The 23,601-nt window shown below is 63.9% G+C and carries 21 protein-coding genes and 2 tRNA genes; 5 read left to right on the top strand and 18 right to left on the bottom strand.

Going from position 1 to position 23,601, the window contains the following annotated elements:
- Positions 1-70 precede the first annotated feature (70 nt).
- Positions 71-4,900 carry an NAD-glutamate dehydrogenase gene (locus BM190_RS10225; protein ID WP_092254082.1) on the top strand — a complete coding sequence of 1,610 codons (4,830 nt, stop codon included), beginning with the start codon at positions 71-73 and terminating at the stop codon, positions 4,898-4,900.
- 109 nt (positions 4,901-5,009) lie between these two features.
- On the opposite strand, the gene BM190_RS41070 is transcribed toward BM190_RS10225, so the two are convergent.
- The 3 genes from BM190_RS41070 to BM190_RS10210 all read right to left on the bottom strand — a co-directional run bounded on the left by BM190_RS41070 (position 5,010) and on the right by BM190_RS10210 (position 9,156).
- Positions 5,010-5,501 (bottom strand): hypothetical protein, encoded by a 492-nt coding sequence (locus BM190_RS41070; RefSeq protein ID WP_244550631.1) that lies wholly within the window; start codon positions 5,499-5,501, stop codon positions 5,010-5,012.
- A 296-nt stretch (positions 5,502-5,797) separates the two neighbouring features.
- Complete coding sequence (locus BM190_RS10215) at positions 5,798-8,347, bottom strand: autotransporter family protein (protein WP_177237015.1); 2,550 nt, start codon at positions 8,345-8,347, stop codon at positions 5,798-5,800.
- Between the two features lie 245 nt (positions 8,348-8,592).
- A complete protein-coding gene (locus BM190_RS10210; RefSeq protein WP_092254078.1) occupies positions 8,593-9,156 on the bottom strand; it encodes a MarR family winged helix-turn-helix transcriptional regulator in 564 nt (187 codons plus the stop codon).
- 127 nt (positions 9,157-9,283) lie between these two features.
- Between BM190_RS10210 and BM190_RS10205 the strand changes: the two genes are divergently transcribed.
- The gene (locus BM190_RS10205; RefSeq protein WP_092254076.1) at positions 9,284-10,270 is read left to right on the top strand and encodes a helix-turn-helix domain-containing protein; all 987 of its coding nucleotides are present in this window, start codon (positions 9,284-9,286) and stop codon (positions 10,268-10,270) included.
- A 125-nt stretch (positions 10,271-10,395) separates the two neighbouring features.
- Here BM190_RS10205 and BM190_RS10200 read toward each other — a convergent pair whose 3' ends face one another.
- The 10 genes from BM190_RS10200 to BM190_RS10155 all read right to left on the bottom strand — a co-directional run bounded on the left by BM190_RS10200 (position 10,396) and on the right by BM190_RS10155 (position 17,619).
- On the bottom strand, positions 10,396-11,328 hold the full coding sequence (locus tag BM190_RS10200; RefSeq protein ID WP_143109033.1) for a hypothetical protein: 933 nt from the start codon (positions 11,326-11,328) through the stop codon (positions 10,396-10,398).
- 364 nt (positions 11,329-11,692) lie between these two features.
- Positions 11,693-11,768: transfer RNA gene (locus BM190_RS10195), tRNA-Phe, on the bottom strand.
- 175 nt (positions 11,769-11,943) lie between these two features.
- Positions 11,944-12,126, bottom strand: a complete 183-nt coding sequence (yacG, locus tag BM190_RS10190) for a DNA gyrase inhibitor YacG (protein WP_026202520.1) — start codon at positions 12,124-12,126, stop codon at positions 11,944-11,946.
- A gap of 145 nt (positions 12,127-12,271) precedes the next feature.
- A complete protein-coding gene (locus BM190_RS10185; RefSeq protein ID WP_018321268.1) occupies positions 12,272-12,901 on the bottom strand; it encodes a Maf-like protein in 630 nt (209 codons plus the stop codon).
- Positions 12,902-13,054: 153 nt separating this feature from the next.
- Complete coding sequence (locus tag BM190_RS10180) at positions 13,055-13,522, bottom strand: arsenate-mycothiol transferase ArsC (protein WP_018321267.1); 468 nt, start codon at positions 13,520-13,522, stop codon at positions 13,055-13,057.
- Positions 13,523-13,527: 5 nt separating this feature from the next.
- The gene (locus BM190_RS10175; RefSeq protein WP_018321266.1) at positions 13,528-14,025 is read right to left on the bottom strand and encodes a UPF0262 family protein; all 498 of its coding nucleotides are present in this window, start codon (positions 14,023-14,025) and stop codon (positions 13,528-13,530) included.
- Positions 14,022-15,317, bottom strand: coding sequence for a histidinol dehydrogenase (gene hisD / locus BM190_RS10170; RefSeq protein WP_092254072.1), 1,296 nt, complete (start codon positions 15,315-15,317; stop codon positions 14,022-14,024). The genes BM190_RS10175 and hisD overlap by 4 nt, the downstream gene beginning before the upstream one ends.
- Before the next feature lie 145 nt (positions 15,318-15,462).
- The gene (locus BM190_RS10165) at positions 15,463-15,912 is read right to left on the bottom strand and encodes a DUF2948 family protein (RefSeq protein WP_092254070.1); all 450 of its coding nucleotides are present in this window, start codon (positions 15,910-15,912) and stop codon (positions 15,463-15,465) included.
- 82 nt (positions 15,913-15,994) lie between these two features.
- Positions 15,995-16,654 carry an NAD-dependent epimerase/dehydratase family protein gene (locus tag BM190_RS10160; protein ID WP_177237014.1) on the bottom strand — a complete coding sequence of 220 codons (660 nt, stop codon included), beginning with the start codon at positions 16,652-16,654 and terminating at the stop codon, positions 15,995-15,997.
- A 26-nt stretch (positions 16,655-16,680) separates the two neighbouring features.
- Entirely contained in the window at positions 16,681-17,619 is a 939-nt protein-coding gene (locus BM190_RS10155) for an SDR family oxidoreductase (RefSeq protein ID WP_092254067.1), read from the bottom strand.
- A gap of 84 nt (positions 17,620-17,703) precedes the next feature.
- Here BM190_RS10155 and BM190_RS10150 point away from each other — a divergent pair, with 84 nt between their 5' ends.
- Positions 17,704-18,345: a TetR/AcrR family transcriptional regulator gene (locus BM190_RS10150; RefSeq protein WP_092254065.1), complete on the top strand. Its 642-nt coding sequence runs from the start codon at positions 17,704-17,706 to the stop codon at positions 18,343-18,345.
- 216 nt (positions 18,346-18,561) lie between these two features.
- Here the strand turns inward: BM190_RS10150 and BM190_RS10145 are convergent, their stop codons facing one another.
- The 5 genes from BM190_RS10145 to BM190_RS10125 form a co-directional block, all read right to left on the bottom strand.
- A complete protein-coding gene (locus BM190_RS10145; protein WP_092254063.1) occupies positions 18,562-19,386 on the bottom strand; it encodes an alpha/beta fold hydrolase in 825 nt (274 codons plus the stop codon).
- Between the two features lie 130 nt (positions 19,387-19,516).
- Positions 19,517-20,026, bottom strand: coding sequence for a hypothetical protein (locus tag BM190_RS10140; RefSeq protein ID WP_092254061.1), 510 nt, complete (start codon positions 20,024-20,026; stop codon positions 19,517-19,519).
- Positions 20,027-20,332: 306 nt separating this feature from the next.
- A complete protein-coding gene (locus tag BM190_RS10135; protein ID WP_026202518.1) occupies positions 20,333-20,641 on the bottom strand; it encodes an EthD family reductase in 309 nt (102 codons plus the stop codon).
- A 127-nt stretch (positions 20,642-20,768) separates the two neighbouring features.
- Positions 20,769-22,475, bottom strand: coding sequence for an FAD-dependent oxidoreductase (locus BM190_RS10130; protein ID WP_092254865.1), 1,707 nt, complete (start codon positions 22,473-22,475; stop codon positions 20,769-20,771).
- 25 nt (positions 22,476-22,500) lie between these two features.
- Entirely contained in the window at positions 22,501-22,689 is a 189-nt protein-coding gene (locus tag BM190_RS10125) for a hypothetical protein (RefSeq protein ID WP_092254059.1), read from the bottom strand.
- 316 nt (positions 22,690-23,005) lie between these two features.
- On the opposite strand from BM190_RS10125, the gene BM190_RS10120 reads away from it, so the two are divergent.
- Together BM190_RS10120 and BM190_RS10115 are read left to right on the top strand one after the other, a co-directional pair.
- Positions 23,006-23,080 (top strand) — tRNA-Thr (locus tag BM190_RS10120).
- 44 nt (positions 23,081-23,124) lie between these two features.
- Entirely contained in the window at positions 23,125-23,475 is a 351-nt protein-coding gene (locus tag BM190_RS10115) for a RidA family protein (protein ID WP_092254057.1), read from the top strand.
- The last annotated feature ends 126 nt before the right edge of the window (positions 23,476-23,601 follow it).

Below are 23,601 nucleotides of genomic sequence, written 5' to 3'. Positions count from 1 at the left end.
AACGGCGCTCGAAGCGATGAAACTCCAGAAGCAAACTGATGATCGCGGTTGCGATCGGACGATGCGAGAGATGGAGGACGTTATGGAAGCGTGGCGTGACGACAAGGCCCGGTCGACCCTGATTCGCAATGCTGCGGCCAACGTGCAGCTAGGCAACGCGCCCCGGACTTTTGCCGAACTCCTGTTCGGCCACACCAATAGCGAGGATCTCGCCAACCACGACGCCGCTTCGCTGGCCTTCCTGGCCGAGCAGGCCTGGGAACATGTACAGCGGCGCACGGCGGGGCACGCCGATATCCGCATCGTCAATCCGACGATGCCGGATGGCCGCGAGATCTCCGTGCTCGAAATTCTCAACGACAACATGCCCTTCCTGTTCGACTCCACTTTGGCCGAGCTAGCCGAGCAGGGCATCGAGGTCGCCCTGGTCGCCCATCCGATCATCGCCGTGGAGCGCGACGAGCAAGGCAAGCTGATGCGCTTCCATGGCGAAACCCTGCCGGCGGGAGCAAGGGGCACGCGCGAAAGCCTCATCCATCTCCACATCGCCCGCATGGACGTCGACGCCGACCGCCAAAAGCTGGTCGATGGGTTGACCATGACGTTGAACGACGCGCGTGCCTGCGTCACCGACTGGAAGCCCATGCGCGCCCGCATCGAGGAGGCGATCAAGATCTTCTCCACCAATCCGCCGCCGCTGCCGATCGACGAGATCGCCGAAGCCAGCCAGTTCCTGCATTGGCTATGCCTGGACAATTTCACCTTCCTGGGCGTGCGCGAATATCGCTTCTCCCCCGACGGCGATGCGTCGGATGACATCACGACCGGCGAGGGCCTCGGCATCCTGCGCGATCCCGAGGTGAAGGTCCTGCGCCGCGGTCGCGAAATGGTGGTGATGACGTCGGAAATTCGCGAGTTCATGCGGGAGCCGAGCCTTCTCATCGTGATCAAGGCCAACGTGTCCAGCCGCGTTCATCGCCGCATCCGGATGGATTATGTGGGCATCAAGCTCTATAGCCCCGACGGCCGGCTCGAAGGAGAATTGCGCCTCGTCGGTCTGTTCACGTCCGGCGCCTATACCCGATCGGTCAAGCAAATCCCTTACGCCCGCCACAAGGTGGCGCAGGTGCTACAGCGCGCCGGCTTCGACCCGAACAGCCATTCGGGCAAGGCGCTGACGCATATTCTCGAAGATTATCCGCGCGACGATCTGTTCCAGATCGACGTCGACACGCTCTACAATTTCGTCATGGAGATCCTGATCCTCTATGAGCGCCCCCGGGTCCGGGCGCTGGCACGCGTGGACAAGTTCGATCGCTTCGTCTCCATCCTCTGCTTCATTCCGCGCGACAAATACGATACCGACGTGCGCACGCGCGTCGGCGCCTTCCTCTCGCAGGTCTACAAGGGGACCCTGTCGGCCTCCTACGTGTCCTTCCCCGAAGGATCACTGGCGCGCGTCCACTACATCATCGGGCGATATGAAGGTAAGACCCCGGTCGTCGAGCGCGAGACACTCGAAGCCGGGATCAGCGCCATTGCCGAGACCTGGGCCGACAAGTTGAAGGTCGCGCTCGCAGCGTCTGCCGACGGCATGCGGGCGCGCATGCTCGCAAGCCGCTATGCCCAGGCCTTTTCCGGCGGCTACACCGAGATATTCAGCGCCGAACAGGCGATCGCCGACATCACCACCATCGAAAAGCTCACCTCAGCCCGACCGGTGACGATTTCGGTTTACCGCCTCGCGGGGGACGACGATCCCAGACGATTCGGCCTGAAGGTCTTCTCGGATGCCGCACCGCTGTCGCTATCCTATCGCGTACCGGTGATTGAAAATCACGGCTTGAACGTGGTCAACGAACGCACCTATCAGATCGTGCCGCGCACCAGGCAGGCGCCGGTATGGCTGCACGATATGACAATCGAGACCAGCGACGGCAAGCCGATCGCAATCAGCCGTGAATTCAACCACCGTCTGGAAGCCTCGATCATGGCGGTGGTCCGCGATCGCGCCGAATCCGACGGGTTCAACGCACTGATCCTGCGCACAGCCCTGAGTTGGCGGGAAGTATCGACGATCCGCGCGCTGTCGCGCTACCTCCATCAGATCCGCGCTCCGTTCACCCAGGACTATATGTGGGAGACCCTGCGCAGGAACGCCGCGATTACCGCCAACGTCGTCGCCCTGTTCCAGGGCCGCCTCGATCCGCGCCTTGGACTCACGATTGCGGAGCGCTCGGCGCGCGAGATGGCTCTCGTCGCCGAGATCGAGGAGCAGCTCAAATCCGTCGCCTCGCTCGATGAAGATCGCATCCTACGCCGCTTCACCAATCTCGTGCAGGCAACCATCCGCACCAATTTGTGGCAGGTCGGTCAGGATGGACATCCGCATCCGGTGATCTCCTTCAAGTTCGACGCCCGCAAGATCGAGGCCCTGCCGGCACCGCGACCACTGTACGAGATTTTCGTCTACTCGCCCCGCGTCGAAGGCATTCATCTGCGCTTTGGCAAGGTCGCGCGCGGCGGTCTGCGCTGGTCCGACCGGCCGCAGGATTTCCGTACCGAGATCCTGGGCCTCGTGAAGGCACAACAGGTGAAGAATGCCGTGATCGTGCCGGTCGGCGCGAAGGGCGGCTTCGTGCCCAAGCGCCTGCCGTCACCCTCGGGTCGCGACCACTTCATGGCGGAAGGCACCGAAGCCTATCGTATCTTCGTTCGCACGCTGCTCGAACTCACCGACAATCTCGACGGCGACACCATCGTGCCGTCCGACTCGACTGTGCGGCATGACGGCGACGACCCCTACCTGGTCGTCGCCGCCGACAAGGGCACCGCCACCTTCTCCGACATCGCTAATGCGATCTCGGCCGAGAAGCACCATTGGCTCGCCGATGCCTTCGCCTCCGGCGGCAGTCAGGGCTATGACCACAAGAAGATGGGGATCACGGCGCGAGGCGCCTGGGAGGCGGTCAAGCGTCACTTCCGCGAGCTTGGCGCCGACATCCAGACCAAGCCGTTCACGGTTGCCGGCGTAGGCGATATGTCGGGCGATGTCTTCGGCAACGGCATGCTGCTATCGCCGGCGACGAAGCTCGTCGCGGCGTTCGATCACCGCGACATCTTCATCGATCCCTCGCCTGATCCGGCGGTCAGCCTCGCCGAACGCAAGCGCCTGTTCAGCCTGTCGCGATCGAGCTGGCAGGACTACGACAAGTCCCTGATCTCGCAAGGCGGCGGCGTGTTCTCGCGCTCGCTCAAGGCGATCCCGCTTGCGCCGGAAGTGCGCACACTGCTTGATCTCGACAAGCCGCAGGCCACGCCTTTCGAGGTGATGACAGCGATCCTCAAGGCCCGCGTGGACCTCCTGTGGTTTGGCGGCATCGGCACGTATATCCGCTCGTCCTCGGAAAGCGATGATCAGGCCGGCGATCGCGCCAACGATCCGATCCGCATCACAGGCGCCGATGTCCGCGCCCGGGTGATCGGCGAAGGCGCCAATCTCGGCGTCACCCAGCGCGGCCGTATCGAGGCGGCACAGAAGGGCGTGAAGCTCAACACCGACGCCATCGACAATTCGGCCGGCGTGAACACGTCCGACGTCGAGGTCAATATCAAGATCGCGCTGGCGCGCCCCGAGCGCGAGGGGCGCCTCAGTCCAGGCGACCGCAACAGCCTGCTCGCCGCGATGACCGAGGAGGTCGGCGCGCTGGTGCTGCGCAACAATTATCTTCAGACGCTGGCGCTTTCGCTGGCCGAACGGAAAGGGGTGGCCGAGATCAGCTTCCTCACCCGACTGATGCAGTCGCTAGAGCAGCGCGGCCTGCTCAGCCGCGCCGTGGAGTTCTTGCCCGACGATGCGGCGATCACTGAGCGTACGAGACGCAGCCAGCTCCTGACGCGGCCCGAGCTTGCCGTGTTGCTCGCTTACGCCAAGCTGACGCTGTACGACGACCTGCTTGCGACTGGCGTACCCGACGATCCCTATCTCGCCCGCGAACTATCCCAATATTTTCCGCGCCAGGTGCAGGAGCAATTCCCGACAGCGGTACAATTGCATCGGCTCCGGCGGGAGATCATCGCCACCAGTCTCGCCAATGCCGTGATCAACCGGGGCGGCCCGGCCTGTGTCGTGCGCCTGACCGACGAGACCGACGCCGATATCGCCACCATCGTCATGGCCTTCGTGGCGGTGGACGAATCCTACGGCCTCAAGCGGCTCAATGCCGGGATCGATGCACTCGACACCCGCATCGACGGGCAATTGCAACTCGGCCTCTACGCGGCGATCCAGGATCTCCTGCTCTCACGCATGGTCTGGTATGTGCGCAATGCTGATTTCAAGGCCGGTCTGGACGCCGTGATCGCACGCTTCGGCCCCGGAATCCAAGAGATCGCCGCCGGGCTCGACAAGACCCTGCCGCAGGATTCGCAGGCTGGGCGCACCAGGCGGCGGCAGGATCTGATCGATGCCGGTGTCCCGGCGGGCCTTGCCGCAGAACTCGCCGATCTCGATGCGCTCCTCTCCGCACCGGATATCGTCACCGTCGCGGAGCGCACCAACCGGGCCATCGGTGACGCCGCCACGACCTTCTTCGCCGCCGAGGCCGAATTCAGACTCGATCGGATCATCGCCGCCGCGCGCAGCGTGCCGGCCAACGATAATTACGAACGTCTCGCCATCGATCGTGCCGTTGGCCAGATCGCGGCCGCGGAAAGAGCACTGGTCGCCAACATGCTGGCAAACGGCGAATCCGGCCAGCAGGCCACCGGCGACTGGATTGCGGCTCATCCTGAGGCGATGCGCGTTCGCCGCTTGGTCGAGGAGATCGCGGCCAGCGGCTTGACGCTCGCCAAGCTGACGGTGGCAGCCAATTTGCTGGGAGACCTCGTCCAGGCCTGAGTCCCGACGGCCGACCTCACTCGAAGCGATAGTCTGTGATGTCGACGCCAACGAGGCCGCCATGGGCCTCGATTGCCTGCTGCTGAAGATCACGCGTCTGTCCCCTCCCTCACTCGTCCAGGGTCGCGATCTCTGCCGGAAATCGCACCGCAAGGCGGCGCCAGTCGCCGCTATCGGTCGGCCAGGGCTCCAGTTCCTCGGTCTCAACTCTCGGCCAGGCGAGCAGGAACGGCATGTTCAGATAGGTCCACATGGCGCAGCCGGCGAAGTAGGCGAGTTGCAGTTCCGTCCACGGCGTTTGCAACTCATGGCCGGCAAAGCTCGCCCGCGGTTCAAGCAGCTCTTCGAGCACCGTTCCGTCGTCAGCTTCCAGAGCCACCCGGCTCGGCTCAAAGCGCGAGCGCCGATTGTCAGCGCCGAACGGAGCGTGTGACGCGCGGCCTTTGTGGCGGGAGCCTAGGCGGTCGGCCAAGCCTGCCGAACGACTTAGATGCCTTGATTCCAGACACCGCCGCGAGCCGCGGTTTTCCAAATGCCTCTTCCACGCGTCGCTGCTTTGAAGGCGCCGGTACGATGCCGTTTCGAGCTGGTCGACGGTCAACAGATAGTGTCGATCGCGGAGGCCGGCGTGGAAGGGCGTGCGGAAGCGTGGTCCTGAACGCTGGATTTGACGTACATAGACTTAGCGAGCCCTAGGAAGAGAAATACGCGAGCGCGCTTCGCGCCGATCATCTGGCGAGGCGCAATCGTACAAGATCGTGCTCCAGCGTGGAAAAGCGTAGATTTGGTGCGCCATTCAGAATAAAATTACGAACTCCTATGCCGTTGAAATTGCTATATAATGCCAACAGTCAGGCCTTTGGCTATCCGCCGATGTCCGCAAGTTGCCCTCGCCGCTCACCATGCGTACCGCACCACGCCCTTGCCGGCATAGGAGTGGGTAACGGTGGAGAACTCACCTTCGAAGGTGCCACCCAGCGAAAAGCCATTCAGCCATTTGAGTTCGGCGGACGCCGTGGTGAGCGTGCTGTCATGCGCCGGCGCGGCGCCATTGACCACGAACGATGCACCCGGCAGGGTCTGGAATGTCGCGGCGACGCCGCGCTCGGTATTGAAGTCATGTGCCCAGGCGGCGCGACCGCGCAGGGTCAGGATTGCATCCTGCATCGCGAAGGATTTGTCGGCGCGAAGGCCCAGTTCGGTGCGGGTTGCAGTCACATCCTTCGCAGCATAGCCCAGCGCAAATGTGCCGGCCCCGGTTGACGCTCGTTCGGCATAGGTCGGCAGATCGAACCGTGTCACTTGTGCCGCAGCATAGGGGGTCAGCCCCATCCAGGGAGCCACAAAATGCCAGCCGCCCTCGAGACGGCCCGAGAGCGCGTTAGCGTTGAACTTCGCGCGCAGTTGATCGGTGCCGATGGCTCGATCAGTCGAGACGTCCTGCCAGCCATAGGCAAGCGCGCCGGAGAGATAGGCATTGCCGGCATTGTGTCGCACGAACGCACCGGCCTGAAACAGATCCGATGACCCCCGACCGAGGCCATTGGCAATGCTGAATGAAGTTCCGCCGCCAGCGAGCGCGAAGCCGACGAGCGTCTCGGGGGAGAGTCGGTAATCCGCGCCGACTGCGGTGCCGTAAATGCGATTAGTCGCGGTATTCGATCCGGTACTCACGCTGCCGTTCGTGGTCTGCGATCCGCCGTAGCCTGCGGCCCAGACACTCCAGCGGTTGACGGGCTGAGCCGACAAATATGGGTTGCCCGCCCCCGCCTTGACCGCCGCTGCATAAGCGTCTGCATTCGACCTCGGGCGTGTCGGATTCGGGGCTGGCTCCTCCGCAAACGAATTTGCGCCGGCGTGCGACGCGATGGCGGGACGGCGACCCTCGATGAACGGGTCACTCAACACGCCCATGAACTGGTTCATTGCATTGAATGTGCTCTGTTGCGCACCGGTCGCCACCTCGCCGGAGACCCGCGTCAAGCCGGCCGGATCCAGCGCACCGAACATCATCGGAATGCCGCCGCTCGTGTTGAAGAACGTGGTCAGCGCATTGGCGACGTTGCGCTGGTTGACGTTGAGGCCGGATGACGGCGAACTGAAGTTCAGCGCCAGATCGAGATAGACGTTGCTGGTATCGTAACTCAGGCTGGATCGAAAGCCAGACGGCAGATTGGTGTTGGCGAGCGCGCCGAACGTACCGCTAACACCACCCGCTGCGTTAAGGATCGTATACCGCTTGGCGACATAGGTCCCCGAGGCGAACGACGCATTCACCGTGGCGCTGCCCAGCGTCGCCGTTCCCGTGACGTTGGTCCGGTCCGCCGAAGCAGGCGACACCTCGACCATGTAGCTTGATGCAGCGGCGAAGGTAAGACTGCCCGCAACCTTCAGCGTTCCGATCGAGTTGCCTGGCGCCAGCGCGCCGCCGCCGTTGATAACCGTGTTTCCCACGGTGCCGGTGCCGCCGAGTGTGCCGCCGGCATTGACCGTCGTCAGCAACGACGATGCGATCGAGCCGTTCACCGACAATGTGCCGGCACTTACTGTCGTTGTGCCGGTATAGGTGTTGACACCGCCGAGGATGAGCGTACCGAGGCCCTGCTTGATAAGGCCGACCTGTCCGGCATCGTCTACGATGCGGCCCGCGAAATTACCCTCGCTTCCGACGGTCACATAGGAGGTCGTGTCGCCCGCGGTATTGGTGATGACGCCCCCGCCGAACAGAGAGAGGGCGCTGGCGCCGGCACTGTTGCCGTTAAGGTCGTAGGTGGCGCCCGGATCGACCTCCAACCCGCCGCGGCTGCTGGAGAGACCGAATTCGCTGGAGCGCGCCAAACGCACCGTGCCTGCCCGAACGTTCGTCGTGGACTTTTCGCCGACGAACGCCGCCGAGTCGATTTCGATCGTACCGCCGAAGCCATTGACGCCGAGGTACAGTATAGACCCTTTCCCCGCTCCGAAGGAGCCGCCATTGGCGATCTTCAGGCGCAAGGTCTCGCCGTTACTGACCATGAACCGGCTGATTATCCTATCATCCTGGCTCATGCCGCTGATGGTCAGGCTGCCCCCGGCCTTGAAGCCGACGTCTCCTCCGGAGAGAATAAGCTTGCCGCGGCCCAGCGCACCTTGCGCGCCGAACAGGAGGAACCCACCGGCTAGCCGAGTGTCACCAACGTAGTCGCTTACGCCGGACAGCACTAGGGTCCCAGACCCGGTCTTGTTGATGCCGTTAGCGCCAATCACGTCGCCGGATTGAAATGCGGGGTTCCCGGGGGCGACGTTGAGTGTGACGTCGCCCCCATCCAGGTCGATCGGAATACTGCGGACCTCGCCGCTCGCATAATCGATCGTCTGGGCGCGCGCTGCGGGGCTGGAGCTCAGCGCGGCGGTAACGAGTGAGCTCGTGGCCAAGAGAAATCGCACGAAGGTCTTTGGTCTGAGCACGGCTGTCCTCGCAATTTGCAAATCGCAGGCACAGGCATGCTCATCCGGTCACGCGAAAGCGCGCTCGGGTTCACAGCGAACCTTGCGGTGGATCTGGGACCTCTCAATGAGGTCTGGTGTTGTCCTATACCGAAGACAGGACGCGACCAGCAGCCTGGATCAATTGCAATTTTTTGGTCGACTCACGTTCTGGGACGCAAAGACGCAATGGCGATGACCGGCGCCACGATCAGACGGCAAGCGGTCTAGTCGCACGTTGCTTCGTCGTGGTCGATCGCCTCGGTCGGGCAGAAGACGAATCCATGCTGGCGCGCGATGTCGACCCGTGCCTGCAGAAAGGTGCGGCCGATCTCGGCGAGGCGCTCCGTAGGCACCAGCAGCAACCGCCGCCGATCCTTTGCGTCGGGAATACGCCGCAACGTCCCCGCTGCCTCCATGTCGTCGATATGGCGGCTTACGGTCGCCTCGGTGGCGAACAGCTGGAAATGGGTCGCCAGTTCTTTCAGCGTGATGGGATGGTTCTCGAGCCAACGAACAGCGACCATGCTGAAGATCATGTCGGCTTCGAAAACGCTGCGCCAAGGGTGTTTCAGCACGCCTTCCCGGATCATGCGCCGGCGAAACTCGGTGCGCCAGGCTAACCAGGCAACATCGAGGGCGAGTGCTGCCCGCTGCTCCCGCGTTAACGCGGTGTCGGGGTCCTGCACCAGAGCCGTATCCTCGTCCTGACCAACACGCTTCGGAGACTTCACGACGCCGCCGTCGGTTGTAAGATTCGGTTCAGGCCGATCCGCAGAGCCCTCGATCATATCGTCTTATTACCGGCCAACGGGACGCCATTTCTTGGCTGGGAGGGACCGCCCCCTTTGCCGAGAGCGACAATAATGGTTTCGGCCTCCTCTCGGCTCTGCGATATTGGCCTCGCAAACGACAATCATGGCTTTCATGACCGCACCCGATGACATTGGCCCGTTGCGCCTCTCCACCGCTGACATACCTGAGCGCGACCGGTTCGCGATCTGGCGCGAGGTCTATGGGCGCTTGATCCACCAAGTCGAGATTGAGCCACTGGACGGCGAACCTTTTTGCGCCGACCTCACGCTGAGGCTGTTACCCGGCCTCGGTGTCGCTTCCGGCCCCTGCTCGGCTGCCAATTATCGCTCGACGCCGCAACTAATCGCACAGAGCACGGACAGTATTGGCCTGCCTATTCTGTTGAGTGGCTTCGGAGTGATCCAGCAGTGCGGCCGCGAGACCAAGATCGGTCCCGGCGAAACTGTTGTCAGCACGACGGTCGACCCAGGCGTGTGGGCACTGCCGGAAGGAGGCTCATTCACCGTCATTCGCATTGCCCGTGACCTGATCGCGCCGCTGGTGCCCGATTTGGACGCAGCCCTCGGCCGCCCCATTCCGCATGATACGGATGCCCTCCGATTGCTGATCAATTATCTGAGCGTGTTTCGGGACCACGCCACCATCACCGACCTCGCGGTCCAGCGCGTCGTCACAACGCACATCGTCGATCTTGCAGCACTCGTGATCGGGGCTCGCCGTGATGCCGCGGAGGTCGCCGGGCATCGCGGCATGCGAGCGGCGCGATTGCGGGCGATCAAGGCCGACGTCATGGAGAACATCGGACAGCTCGACTTTTCGGTCACTGCGGTAGCAGCACGCCACCACGTCACGCCGCGTCACATCCACAGGCTGTTCGAAAGCGAAGGAGCCAGTTTCACCGAATTCGTCAACGGCCAGAAGCTTGCACGCGCGTATCGCATGCTGGTCGATTGGCGCTATCGCGCGAACCGCATCAGCGACATTGCCTACGATGCCGGATTCACGGACCTTTCGGCCTTCAATCGCATGTTCCGCCGACGCTATGCCACCACGCCGTCTGATGTCCGAAACCGGTCGCGCAAACCGTGAGACGGACCGGCTACAGCATGATCCGAAAAAGTGTGAAGCGGTTTTCCGAAAAAATCATGCTCAAAACAATAACCTAAAGCGCGATGACGATTCATCCCAATCTCATCGCGCTTTGGAGCATCAGCTCAGTTTCGTACAAATCGCCACGTGATTGCCGCTGCAACAGGCGCGACCACCGATCCGGAATTATGAGAGACGCTGCCTGCCTTTTCGATGCGCCCAGCACCTTGCCATGAGCGGGCCTGCGGATCGATCTTCTGATCCAGTATCTCCAAGTCGCCACCACCTTCGCGGAACGGTACCGAAGTCTCGTTGGTAAAGGCCTGGCCTTCGAGGCGGACAGGCACAGGTATCGCACCTGCCCCCACTCTCAGACTCAATAGGCCGCTCTGGCGGTCGACAGTGACATCGGCGCGGCAGAGTCTTTCGATCACCACGGCGGTCTCGACGGGCAGGGTAAGCTTGCCGCTGCGCCTGAAGCGATAGGGTGCAGCAGGTGCGGGAGGCGCAATGTTGACGCCGTCGCCCTCGTCTTCCACCGTGATTGTGCCAGTGGCGCAGACGCCGCGACGGTCGGGTATCCAGTTCTCGTAGCGTGTATCATCCTGCTTCAGCTCGCCAAGCGCGCCGGGATTTCCTTTCAACCGTTGGCCGATCACCGTCATTGCCCGCGCGCGACAAGACTCATCCTCCCCGCACGCTGCGATAACTTTCCCGATCGCTTGCATACCGACGGGTATTTGTACGTCATCCCTCGTTATGCCGCCGACCTTGACCGCGGGTACCGTGCTCGCCCCTGGGACCAGCATGGCGAGTTCCACCTCGAGCTTGCGGCCGACCTTGAGGCGCGACCATTCAACCTTGTTCGGCAAGTCGCGGCGGCCTGCCCCCTTGAGCTCCACGGAAATCGAGAGGCGCCCCGTTGGGGCATTGGCAAACGGGTCTCGCATCTTCTCCTGCGAAAATGCTGATCCGACCGAGATGCCAATCGAAATGGCGAGTGCAATAGCGGTGGCAGAACATCGACAGACGCTCCGCTGCAATAGTTTCTTCGACATCTCGTTGCGTCCCGCCCACGCGCATTCGGGCTTGTCTCGAAAAATTTCCTCGGATCTTTTCGAGCTATCTCGTTCCGCAGGCCAGACAAATCGGTTGCAAAAATGAGGTCAATCTCCAGGTAGCTTCGGAACCTTTCGATGAGACCGAACACGATGGCCTTATGAGATTCGCAACCTTCCGCGTAATTGCCGCTTGGGAGGAAGGATCGGCGGGGCGCCCGATTCTGAAGGGCTTTTCAGAGGACGGTCGACGTCCAGCGGATGGCAGGAACGGCGGACTGACGTTCAAGAGGCTATAGGCGCTCAAGCCAGGTATTCGGACCTAGCGTCGCGATTCGCGCTTCTCGCTCTGAATAAGGACAATTGGTGCCCAGGGGCGGAATCGAACCACCGACACTGCGATTTTCAGTCGCATGCTCTACCAACTGAGCTACCTGGGCGTGCTCCAAGAGAGGGGCCAAAGCCCATCGAGCGGGCGGTTTATAGTGGGCCGGAAGCGGCCTGTCCACCCGGCTTCGCCAAGAGGCTTCGCCGGGCGCGGCCCGGCTGTGCACAAGCTGCCGCCGCTGGCGCGCGGCGCGTCGACCGGCCGAATAAGCCTATGAAATTATTTGCTTATTCTACATCGTCCACGTCATCGTCGCGGCCGGGGATGACGTAGGAGCCTTTCAGCCAGCGGTTCAGGTCGACGTCGCGGCAGCGCGACGAGCAGAATGGACGGGTGGCTTCCGATTGCGGCTTGCCGCAGATCGGGCAGGTTTTGAGCGGGCTGGCGGGCTTTTTGACGTGGTCGTCCATGATGTCGGCAGCTTGCACGGGGTGAAGGGGTTCAAGAGCCTGTCGGCACACGGGTTCCTCGTACCGGCGGCGCATGCGCCCCGTCAGGCCATTCTACTGTGCATGGGGTTGTTTTCGCGATTTTGTTGGGCCGCGGCTGGCCGGCTCACACCGCGGTGGCGTTGAGCCAGCCGAAGCGGATCGGAAAGCCCTCGCCGCCGAGCAGCGTCGTGGTCTCGTAGAGCGGCAGGCCGACGACGTTGCTGTAGGACCCCACCATCTTCACCACGAAGGAGCCGGCGATGCCCTGCACGGCGTAGCCGCCGGCTTTGCCGCGCCATTCGCCGGAGCCGATATAGGCCTGGATGTCGTCTTCCGAGAGACGCTTGAAGCGGACGCGGGTCTCGACCAGCCGCTGGCGGAACGCCTCGCGCGGCGTCACCAGGGTGATCGCGGTGTAGACGCGGTGGTTGCGGCCCGACAGCAGCCGCAGGCACTGCGCCGCCTCGTCCACGAGATTCGCCTTGGGCAGGATGCGGCGGCCCACCGCCACCACCGTGTCGGCGGAGAGGATGAAGGCGCCGCGCAGTTCGTCATCCAGCTGCACCGATTTGAGCGCCGCGTCCGCCTTGGCCCTTGCGAGCCGATTGGCACAGGCGCGCGGCAGCTCGCCCCGCTTCGGCGTCTCGTCGACGTCGGCCGGCCGGAGCGCGTCCGGCTCGATGCCGGCCTGGTTGAGCAGCGACAGGCGCCGCGGCGAACCGGAGGCAAGTACGAATTTGGGGCGGCCAAGCATCAGTGATTTGGGGGATGAGCAGGGGGTGAATTGCGCGCGGAACCTATCGGAAGGGGGCTGATTTCACAACCCGGGAACCCGAGCTTTGGTGATTCGAGGCTTCCGACAGCATGTGCCCACGGTGTGTGACGGCGGTGTTACGGGTGCCGAATGCTACCCGCTCGCCGCGCCCACCTTCGCAAAACGCCGGCGGATGCGCATCAACAGCTGGTCGCAGACGTCGCGATAGGCTGCCAGCTTCTGGTCGCGGCTGCCCTCGATGGTGGTGGGATCCTGCGTCGGCCAATATTCGACGTCGGCCGCCAGCGTCCGCGTCAGCTCCAGCGCCTTGTGGTGCGCCTCGGGCGAGAGCGTGATGATGAGATCGAAATTCAGCCCCTCCCAATCCTCCAGCTCCTCGAAGGTCTGCGGCTTGTGGGCGGAGATGTCCTGGCCGAGCTCGGCCATCACGGACACCGCGAACGGATCGAGCTCGCCGCGCCTCGCGCCGGCCGATTTCACGTAGAGGCCCTGCGGAAACATGTGCTGCAACAGGCTCTCGGCCATCGGCGAGCGCACGCTGTTCATCGCGCAGGCGAACAGCACCGATTGCGGATCGCGTGCGCGTGGCGGACCCGCCATCGCGCTTAGCCCTTCCAGTGCAGGACAGTAATGAGCGTGAACAGCCGGCGCGAGGTCTCGAAGTCGACCCGCACCTTGCCCTTCAGCCGCTCCTGCAGTGTACGCGATCCCTCGTCATGGATGCCGCGCCGACCCATGTCGATGGCCTCGATCTTGTCGGGGGTCGCGGTGCGGATCGCCTGGTAGTAGCTGTCGCAGATCATGAAATAGTCCTTCACGATCCGCCGGAACGGCGTCAGCGACAACAGATGCGCGACGACAGGCGTGCCGTCGTCGCGGCGGATGTCGAACATCAGCCGGTTGCCGGTGATGCCGATATGCAGTGTGAACGGGCCCTTCCCGTCGGCGCCATCGGGCGCGAACAGGTTCTGCTCGATCAGGTCGTAGATCGCGATCGCACGCTCATGCTCGATATCAGGCCCGGAACGGCCGATCGATTCTTCGTCGAGTGTGACGCCGACGATGCGATTGGTCGAGTCGTCCTGTTCGGGCAGCACTGTCATGACAGATTGAGACGCAATCCAATCGAACGCGAATGGGCGTCCAGCCCCTCCGCTTGTCCGAGCGTCATCGCGGCAGGACCGAGCGCGCGCAGCTGATCCGGGCCGCATTTCAGGATCGAGGTGCGCTTCATGAAGTCGTGCACCGACAGCCCTGAGGAGAATCGCGCCGAGCGCGCCGTCGGCAGCACATGATTGGAGCCGCCGACATAGTCGCCGATCGCCTCCGGCGTGTGGGGCCCGAGGAACACCGCGCCGGCATTGCGGATCTTCGCAGCGAGCGCATCGGGATCAGCCGTCATGATCTCGAGATGCTCGGCGGCAATCGCATCCGCGAGCGGAATACTGTCGCTTAAGTTCTTCACCATGATGATGGCGCCGAAATCGGCCCAGGACGCGCCGGCAATCGCGGCGCGCGGTAGCGTCTTCAACTGCGCCTCGACCGCCTTTTCGACGTCGGCGGCAAGGCGCGCCGAATCGGTGATCAGGATCGACTGCGCGCTGGCATCGTGCTCGGCCTGCGCCAGGAGATCGGCGGCGATCCAGTCGGCATTGCCGGTGTCGTCGGCGATCACCAGCACCTCGGAGGGGCCGGCGATCATGTCGATGCCGACCTTGCCGAACACCAGCCGCTTGGCGGCGGCGACATAGGCATTGCCGGGGCCGACGATCTTTGCGACCGGCGCGATCGTCGCGGTGCCGTGCGCCAGCGCCGCCACGGCCTGCGCGCCGCCGACGCGGTAGATCTCGGTGACGCCGCCGAGCGAGGCCGCCGCCAGCACCAGCGGATTGAGCTTGCCGTCCGGCGACGGCACCACCATCACCAGGCGCGAGACGCCGGCGACTTTTGCAGGCACCGCGTTCATCAGCACCGAGGACGGATAGGCCGCAGTGCCGCCGGGCACGTAGAGGCCGGCCGATTCGATCGCGGTATAGCGCCAGCCGAGCTCGACGCCGAGCGGGTCGGTGAAGCGCTCGTCCTTCGGCAACTGCCGGCGGTGATAGATTTCGATGCGGTCCCGCGCGAGCTTGAGCGCATCCAGCGTCGCAGGCTCGCAGGCCTTGTTCGCGGCCTCGACTTCGGCGGCCGAGACGCGCAAGGAGGCCGCATCCAGCGTCAAGCGGTCGAGCTTTGCGGTGGCCTCGAGCAGCGCGGCATCGCCCCGCTTTGCCACGTCGTCGACGATGGCGCGCGCGGCGGCTTCGACGTCGGCCGAGACCTCGCGTTTGGCGGCGAGGAAGGCCGCGAATCGCTGGTCAAAATCGGCGCTGCTGCGGTCGAGGCGAACGGGCATATCTGGCTTGGCTTCTGGCTGGTCTTTGGGGCGGATTGGCGCACCAGGTCCCCTGCTCAATGGCGCGGCGGGGAAGCGGCGTCAACCCTCGCAAGCCGCCGTTCTGGCGCAGGCCTGAGCCGGTGCGGCTGGTATACAGGTCACCTCATCCCTCCCCTTCGATCTCCAACCCCGTTCCCAGCGCGTCGACGCCGAGGTCGGTCAGCTCACATTCCAGGCATTCGACGTCGAGCCGGATGGCGCCGCCCTCGGCGAACAAGAGCAGGGCGCTGCCGCCGGGCTCCTCGTCGCGCCCGTCCCGGGGATGAAATTCGATGCCGACGAGGTCCAGGACCTTGTCGGGAGCGGCGAGCTCGATATTGCGCGACTTGCAGGCGAGCACGCGGTCGAAGCGGAGCGCGGCGACCAGCCGGCGCGGCTCGGCCTCGCCCTCCAGCGTCTGCTCCCAGTCCAGCCGGCTCATCCCGACCACAAGCCGCTTCTCGCTCTGCCGCCAGATGATGTCAGAGGCCTGGACACGGGCGTCCTGGACATGGGTCGAGATCACGGCGAGATCGTCGGCGTCGAGGGCGATCAGTTTGAGCTGGGGCGACATCGCCGACGCTTCTCCTTCGAAATGGACAGGGTTTAACGCGCACAGGCCCCGAAATTTCCGCTCAAACTAACGGGCAGGCAGGCTAGAGGCTATTGATATCCTCCATCTCCAGGACCTTCCGCGGATACCCCTCCCGGGCGACGCGGATCATGGCGCGGCCGATCTGCTCGGTCGAGGTGACGAGCCGCGGCGAGAGCCTGCGCAACACCGACCAGAGCGGCCAGGTTGCGGTATAGACCGCCTGCACCCAGGCGGTCTTGGAACGGGCGCCGTGCAGCGGCTGGATCGCGCCGGGCCGGAACATGTAGGCGGCCCGGAACGGCAGCTTCAAGAGATCGTTCTCGGTCTTGCCCTTGATCCGTGCCCACATCCGCGAACCCTGCTCGGTGGAATCGGTGCCGGCGCCGGTGACGTAGGTGAAGACCATCTGCGGATTGAGGCGCGCCAGCGTCGTCGCAGCCGCAAGCGTGAGGTCATAGGTGAGATGGCGGTAGCGATCTTCGCTCATGCCGATCGAGGACACGCCGAGGCAGAAAAAGCAGGCATCGAAGCCGGTGAGCTGGGCCTCGATCGTCGAATAGTCCAGAAAATTGACGTGGATGATCTCGGTGAGCTTGGCGTTGCGCACGCCGGTTGGGCTGCGGCCGACCACGAGCACACGGGCGACGCCGGTGTCGACCAGGCATTCGCGCAAAACGCCCTGCCCGACCATGCCGGTCGCGCCGAAGATGATGACTTGCATCGGGATGTTCCTGGCGGGCTCGCGGCTCATGCCGCGGCCGCGATCTCGTCGAAGGATACTCCGGTCAACGTCGCCGAGACATCCCACAGCATGGCAGCGGTGGCGAAATCCTTCGCGTGTGGCATCATCCGCGCGGGCGCTGGCGCCCCCTTCATTTCGTAGAATCCGTTCGGGCCGTAATAGCCGCCAGGCTCTGCCGTGGGCGAAGTCGCGGCGAGCAGCGTCGGCAGTGCGCCCTCGGCCGCGGACTGGCTGAACAGCGGCTGGAGCAGCCGGCCAATCCGCCACTGGAACGTGTTGGCGCCCGGCCCGTTCGCAATCAGGTCGGTGCGCGCAAAGCCGGGATGCGCGGCAATGCTGCTCACGCCCCAGCCGGCCGCGTCGCTGCGACGTTGCAATTCGAGGGAAAACATCAGCATCGCCAGCTTCGACTGGCAATAGGCGCGCCACGGACGATAGGAATGCTTGCTCTGCAGATCGTCGAAATTGATCGCGCCGGAGCGGTGCGCAAGGCTCGAGAGATTGACGACACGAGGTGCCTTCGCGCGGCGAAGCTGCGGCAACAGTTGCGCCGTCAACGCGTAGTGACCGAGATAATTGGTGCCGAGCTGCATCTCGAAACCATCCTCGGTCTGCTGCCGTTTCGGCAGCGCCATCACGCCGGCATTGTTGACGAGGAGGTCGAGCTGCTCGTTGCCGGCGGCAAAGCGCCTGGCGAAATCGGCGACGGAGGCGAGGCTAGCGAGATCGAGAGGCTCAAAGGCGATCAGCGCATTGGGAAACCGCTCGCAGATGCCTTCGATCGCCTGCAGGCCCTTTGCGTCGTTGCGTCCGGTGAGTATGACAATGGCACCGGCGCCTGCCAGCGCCATCGCCGTCTCGTAACCGAGGCCACCCGTCGCCCCCGTCACGACGGCCGTCTTGCCGGCGAGAGAGGGGATGTCTGCCGTGGTCCAGTCGGTCATGCCATGTCTCCGTTCGGGCCTGGAACGAGGCCCGCGACCGGTCTAAATGTGCACTTAGTGCAATTTTGCAAGAGGTGAACCGATTTGAAGGCTTCGAAGGTGGTCCGGAAACGCGCCAAGTTATTGTCCGGGGACGGAAAATCCCCGGCCGCGCCCGGCCTGCGCCAGCGCAAGCGGCAACAGACCCGCGAGCGGTTGACCCGGGCGGCGATGGCGCTGTTCCTGGAGCGCGGCTTCGAGGCCACGACCATCGACGATATCGCGGCGGCGGCGGACGTGTCGCGCCGGAGCTTCTTCCACTATTTCGCGTCCAAGGAGGACGTGGTGGCCGCCTGGCAGGAGAATGCCGCCAGCGCGCTGGTCGCCGAGGTCGTCGCACGGCCCGCGGACGAATCCATGCTGACGGCGGCGGAGAATGCGATCGCGGCGGCGGTCAAGCGGCTCGATCCGGCGGAAGCAGCTGCGATGTCGCGACTCAAGCGCGACAATCCGGCACTGCAGGCGCGCGATCAGCTCAAATACGAGAAGCTCGAGCGCGCGCTGGCCGAGGGCCTTGCCCAGCGCGGGCGAACCAAATCCGACCGACTGCAGGCGCGGCTCGTCGCCATGATCGCCACCGGCGCGATGCGCGTCGGCGGCGAGAGCTGGATCGGCGAAGGCGCGCGGGAGAAGCCGGAGGCTTTCGTCAAGCGCACCTTCGATGCGATCAGGGCGATCCTGAAGTGAGTGATGCGTTCACCCTCCAGTATCGTAGCGTGGGCAAAGCGACTTGTCCGCCGTAGCTCGTAGAGCGAAGGCGGAAGCGTGCCCACGTCTTCTTCGTAATCGATGGCAGGTGGTGGGCACGGCGCAATTGCGCCTTTGCCCACCCTACGTTTTCGGACTTGCGAAGAGAGACCCCTCACCCGTCTCCGCAAGGAGAGGGGGTAGGAGTCATCCTGCTCACTCCCTGAAAAACGCCAGCAGGTCCGCGTTGATGGTTTCGGCGTGCGTGGTTGGCATGCCGTGCGGGAAACCCTTGTAGGTTTTCAGCGTGCCCTTCTTGAGCAGCTTGGCCGACAGCGGCGCAGAATCGGCATAGGGCACGATCTGGTCATCGTCGCCGTGCATCACCAGCACGGGCACGTTGATCTTCTTCAGGTCCTCGGTGAAGTCGGTCTGCGAGAACGCGACGATGCCGTCGTAATGCGCTTTCGCGCCGCCCATCATGCCCTGGCGCCACCAGTTCTGGATCACCGCTTCCGAGGGTTTTGCGCCGGGACGGTTGTAGCCGTAGAACGGGCCGGCGGGGAGGTCGCGATAGAACTGCGTGCGGCTGGCCGCGAGCTGCTTCTGGAGATCGTCGAACACGCTCTTGGGCAGGCCACCGGGATTGGCCGCGGTCTGCACCATTAGCGGCGGCACCGCGGACAGGATCGCCGCCTTCGCCACCCGGCTCTCGCCATGGCGCGCGATGTAGTGCACGACTTCGCCGCCGCCGGTGGAATGGCCGACATGGATGGCGTTCTTGAGGTCGAGATGCGCGGTGACGGCCGCGAGATCGTCGGCATAGTGATCCATGTCGTGGCCGTCGGAAACCTGCGACGAGCGGCCATGGCCGCGGCGGTCATGGGCGATGACGCGATAGCCGTTGTTGACGAAGAAAATCATCTGCGCGTCCCAGTCGTCCGCCGACAACGGCCAACCATGGCTGAACACGATCGGCTGGCCACTTCCCCAATCCTTGTAGAAGATCTCGACGCCGTCTTTGGTGGTGATGGTGGGCATGGATTGCTCTCTTTCGGTGAGGATCAGTGACGCTGCACGTGCGCAAGCACGCGCCGGTGATGCGCAGATAGTCGCGCGAGACCGCGAATGCGATGCCGGGCATCAACAGGGAATGTTGAGAATCGTGTGATCAGGCAAACGCCATCGGCTTGAAGCGGCGCCAGGCGCCGATGGTGAGCACGACGAAGAACACCAGCACGATGCCCTGCACCGCCGCGAACACGGGGCCCGACGGCGGCGCCGGCGCTACGGCCGGCGCGAGCGCGGCAAGCGCCGGCACCTTGAGGAACGACTGGATCACCAGCACGAAGACGTTGAAGTAGAGCGAGATCATCGCGGTCACGACATAGACCGGGCGCCACGCGCCCGCGAGCTTCATGCCGTACAGCGCGAAGCAGGCGATGGCGAGCAGCACCAGCGAGATGATGCCGATGATGTGCGAGGGCAGCAGCTTCTCGAACGGAAACAGGAAGCCGGTGGCGCTGGTCAGGATCGTGAACAACAGGAAGATCGCGGTGAGGCCCGGCATCGACTTCGACCCGAGGAGGCCGAACATCACGACGAGGCCGGCGGCGATGGCGATCAGGCTGATGACGACATGGACCAACGTGAGGGCGGGCAAGCTCAAGCCGAGGACCATGACATCTCTCCTACTCGTCTGGCGTCAAGATTCAGGAGAGTAGTATTACGACCCTCATGGGATTGCCACCTGCGTTGTCGTCACATGCATGTGCGAAGCCATGCGTCATCGTGCGAATCGACAAACGCATGGCTGAATTTTTTGCACCGCTGTCACAAACGGCGGCAGTTTGTGGTTCGTAGCGCGAATTTTGTAGCCCGGATGGAGCGCAGCGTAATCCGGGAATCGTGCCACAGGAAAGCAGGTCCCGGATTACGCTTCGCTCCATCCGGGCTACGAGATCTTCAACGAAAGTTGAATCGAGCCTCACACTTCCTTGGTGTCGAAGATCAGCAAATCGGCACCGCCGCTGGCGAATTTCGGCACGTCGGCGCCGGTGGCCTTGCCTTCCGGACTGCCGAAGGCCGCCTGGATGTCGCCCACGCTGTCGAAGGTGAGAATGGCAACGAGATGGATTCCGGAAGGACCTGCGGGAGATGCGACCGGTCCCTTGCTGACGGCGTATTTCTTCAGGCCGGGAAGTTTCTTGGCGAGCGGAATGTGCGTCTCGGCGTAGTACTTGTCGAAAGCCGCAGCATCCTTGGGTGTCTTGTAGAGCACGACGACTTCAGCCATTTAGTCCTCCCGATTGATCTCTTGTTCGTTCCGCGGGCGATACGCCTCGCGGGTGCCGCGATAGTCCGCAGGACGCGGCACGATGGCAAGCCTCATTCGACTTGCCATTCGCTTGTCTTGTCCTTGACTAAAGCGCCGGTTTTGCGGCGTCGCCGAGATAGCCGTGCAGGGAGGCCACCACCTGGGCGCCCTCGCCGATGGCGCCGCCGACGCGCTTGACCGAGCCGGAGCGGACGTCACCGACGGCATAGACGCCGGGCACGGAGGTCTCCAGCGGCGCCACCAGCTTGCCCTGGTTCTGCTCGGACTGCGCGCCCGTGACGACGAAGCCGCCGCGATCGAGCGTCACGCCGCAGCCGTCGAGCCAGGCGGTGGCGGGATCGGCGCCGACGAACAGAAACAGATTGCGGATGTCAGCAGAATCCTCGTCATCGGACAGCCGGCTCTTCCAGCGGATGCGCCGCAGCAGCGCGGCCTCGTCGCCCTCGAGCGCGGTGATCTCGGTGTTGAACATCAATTCGATGTTCGGCGTCGCTTCGATGCGCTCGATGAGATAGCGCGACATGCTGGCCCCTAAGCCACCGCCGCGGATGATCATCAAGACTTTCTTGGCGTGCCCCGACAGGAACACGGCCGCCTGGCCTGCCGAATTGCCGGCGCCGACCAGCGCCACCTCCTCGCCGGCGCAGAGCCGCGCCTCGACCGGTGAGGCCCAGTACCAGACGCCGCGTCCCTCGAACTTGTCGAGGTTCGCGATCTCCGGCCGGCGATAGCGCGCGCCGCTCGCGACCACCACCGCGCGCGAGCGCAAGGGATCGCAGCCGTCGAGCGCCACCGCGAATGCGCCGTCCTTGCGCGTGCAGTCGAGCGACTTCACCGTCACGGGAATCATGATGTCGGCGCCGAACTTCTGCGCCTGGGTGAAGGCGCGCGCTGTCAGGGCCTGGCCCGAGATGCCGGTCGGAAAGCCCAGATAATTTTCGATGCGCGCGCTGGCGCCGGCCTGGCCGCCGAAGGCGCGGATGTCGAGCACCGCGACAGACAACCCTTCGGACGCCGCATACACGGCGGTGGCAAGCCCGGCCGGCCCGCAGCCGACGACCGCAACGTCGTAGATGCGGCCGTCCTTGGCGCCGCCGATCATGCCGATGGCGCGGGCAAGCTCGGTCTCGCTGGGGTTGCGCAGCACCGCGCCGCTTGCGGCGACGACCAGCGGCCAGTCTTCTGGTTTGGGCGAATAGCGCGCGATCAATTCGGCCGCGTCGGAATCACGATCGGGATCGAGCAGATGATGCGGCTGACCGTTGCGAGTGAGAAAGCCCTGCAACCGCACCACGCCGGCGGAGTTCGACGGCCCGATCAGCACGGGGCCGCCGATGCCGCCCTGGATCAGATTGACCCGGCGCAGGATCAGCGCACGCATGATGCGCTCGCCGAGATCGGCCTCGGCGACCAGCAGCGCGCGCAGCCGGTCCGGCGGCAACAGCAGCGTCTCGACATCACCCTCGGCACGGCCGTCGACCAGCGCCGGCTGGCCCGAGAGCTGGCTGAGCTCGGCCAGAAATTGCCCCGGCCCCTGGTCGATGACAGGGGTGACGTGGCCGAGGCCATCGCGCTGGGTGATGGCGACATGGCCCTTCAGCACGACGAACATGCCGGGCCCGGGCTTGCCGGTCTCGAACAGGAACTCACCGTCCGCATAGCTGCGGACCTCGCCGAAATGCCTGATCCGCTCGATCTCGGCCGGCGTCAGCGTCGGAAAGGTCTGCTCGGGGCGGGTGAAGCGCGACATCAGCGCCTCATCACCGGTTGGTTGCTGTCCGTTCTGCCCCATCGTCATGCTCACTCATTCCAAATTCTTAAGTGCCGGCTTTCCCGGCGGCCCCCTCATTTAGGGAACCATCGTCGTTCTGCGAGGGGTCCGTGCTTGCGGCGCGTTCGCGCGCCTGCAGCTTCCGCCGCTTCAGGTTTTCGCGCAGCGCCGATTTCAGGCGGTCATCCCGGGACGTCCTCGCCTCGTTCGTGCTCTTGTCGGTCTCGTTAGCCATCACGGGTCCATCACATCGATCGGCGGCAGGATGCCACCGAATGGCGACAGCTCAAGAGGCGAGCGCGATCCATTCGTGCGAAACGCGAAATGGATCGAATCCGAGGCCTGGGGCAACTGGCCAGTTGGCGGGGGATATCGGGGCCCGATTCGGCGGGAAGTCGGTGATTTTGCGTCAAAATGGGCATTTTGGCCGCGATATCGGCCCGATTTTCTCGGTTTGACGGGCCTAGCAAGCTTGCACAGGAGGGGGGCTTGTGGCAGATATCGGCCCGCTTGGTAGCGCCCCTCGGGCGCCCGATTCTTCACCAGCACATGCTGCCGTAGCTCAGTGGTAGAGCACTCCATTGGTAATGGAGAGGTCGACAGTTCAATCCTGTCTGGCAGCACCATTTTTTCCCATTGCAGCGAGCCCGCAACACCCACGGATGCGATCGTGATCACACGTTCCCTGCCCTATGAAGGATTGCTCCACGAGATCGTCGAGCATAATGGCGTGCTTTATCTCGGCGGCATCGTCCCCGAAGATGCGGGGCTCGATATGACGGGCCAGGCCGACGATGTGCTGCGCCAGATGAAGACCCTGCTCGAGGGGGCCGGCTCCGATCTCTCCCGCGTTCTGCAGGTGACGATCTTTGTGGCTGATCTCGCCGACAAGGCGGCGTTCAACCAGGTGTGGAAGCGCTATTTCCCCGCGGACCATCTGCCGGCGCGTGCGGCCGTTGGCGTTGCGGATCTCGGCCCGGGCGTCAAGCTGGAGCTGACGGCGATCGCCGCCCGCCGCTGACTGGAGCGACACGGGCGAGGCGAGAGCGCGCGGTCATTCCAGTGTTCACACATCGAGCAGCGTTCTCGCGGCGCGAAGCGTCCGAGTTTTGCTGTTTTCCTTGACCCTCTTCCTTGAAGAGGGCGC

It is taken from the genome of Bradyrhizobium sp. Rc3b (assembly GCF_900114915.1).
Taxonomy (GTDB): domain Bacteria; phylum Pseudomonadota; class Alphaproteobacteria; order Rhizobiales; family Xanthobacteraceae; genus Bradyrhizobium.
The sequence above is the reverse complement of the archived record's forward strand: the minus strand, read 5'-3'. Positions and strand labels throughout refer to the sequence as shown.

What these genes read in the sequence shown, in the direction of transcription:
- BM190_RS10225 (WP_092254082.1), top strand. Translation starts at nt 71, where the DNA reads ATGGAGGACGTTATGGAAGCGTGGCGTGACGACAAGGCCCGGTCGACC.
- BM190_RS10210 (WP_092254078.1), bottom strand. Translation starts at nt 9,156, where the DNA reads ATGATCGAGGGCTCTGCGGATCGGCCTGAACCGAATCTTACAACCGAC.
- BM190_RS10205 (WP_092254076.1), top strand. Translation starts at nt 9,284, where the DNA reads ATGGCTTTCATGACCGCACCCGATGACATTGGCCCGTTGCGCCTCTCC.
- BM190_RS10200 (WP_143109033.1), bottom strand. Translation starts at nt 11,328, where the DNA reads ATGTCGAAGAAACTATTGCAGCGGAGCGTCTGTCGATGTTCTGCCACC.
- yacG (WP_026202520.1), bottom strand. Translation starts at nt 12,126, where the DNA reads ATGGACGACCACGTCAAAAAGCCCGCCAGCCCGCTCAAAACCTGCCCG.
- BM190_RS10185 (WP_018321268.1), bottom strand. Translation starts at nt 12,901, where the DNA reads ATGCTTGGCCGCCCCAAATTCGTACTTGCCTCCGGTTCGCCGCGGCGC.
- BM190_RS10180 (WP_018321267.1), bottom strand. Translation starts at nt 13,522, where the DNA reads ATGGCGGGTCCGCCACGCGCACGCGATCCGCAATCGGTGCTGTTCGCC.
- BM190_RS10175 (WP_018321266.1), bottom strand. Translation starts at nt 14,025, where the DNA reads ATGACAGTGCTGCCCGAACAGGACGACTCGACCAATCGCATCGTCGGC.
- hisD (WP_092254072.1), bottom strand. Translation starts at nt 15,317, where the DNA reads ATGCCCGTTCGCCTCGACCGCAGCAGCGCCGATTTTGACCAGCGATTC.
- BM190_RS10165 (WP_092254070.1), bottom strand. Translation starts at nt 15,912, where the DNA reads ATGTCGCCCCAGCTCAAACTGATCGCCCTCGACGCCGACGATCTCGCC.
- BM190_RS10160 (WP_177237014.1), bottom strand. Translation starts at nt 16,654, where the DNA reads ATGCAAGTCATCATCTTCGGCGCGACCGGCATGGTCGGGCAGGGCGTT.
- BM190_RS10155 (WP_092254067.1), bottom strand. Translation starts at nt 17,619, where the DNA reads ATGACCGACTGGACCACGGCAGACATCCCCTCTCTCGCCGGCAAGACG.
- BM190_RS10145 (WP_092254063.1), bottom strand. Translation starts at nt 19,386, where the DNA reads ATGCCCACCATCACCACCAAAGACGGCGTCGAGATCTTCTACAAGGAT.
- BM190_RS10140 (WP_092254061.1), bottom strand. Translation starts at nt 20,026, where the DNA reads ATGGTCCTCGGCTTGAGCTTGCCCGCCCTCACGTTGGTCCATGTCGTC.
- BM190_RS10135 (WP_026202518.1), bottom strand. Translation starts at nt 20,641, where the DNA reads ATGGCTGAAGTCGTCGTGCTCTACAAGACACCCAAGGATGCTGCGGCT.
- BM190_RS10130 (WP_092254865.1), bottom strand. Translation starts at nt 22,475, where the DNA reads ATGGGGCAGAACGGACAGCAACCAACCGGTGATGAGGCGCTGATGTCG.
- BM190_RS10125 (WP_092254059.1), bottom strand. Translation starts at nt 22,689, where the DNA reads ATGGCTAACGAGACCGACAAGAGCACGAACGAGGCGAGGACGTCCCGG.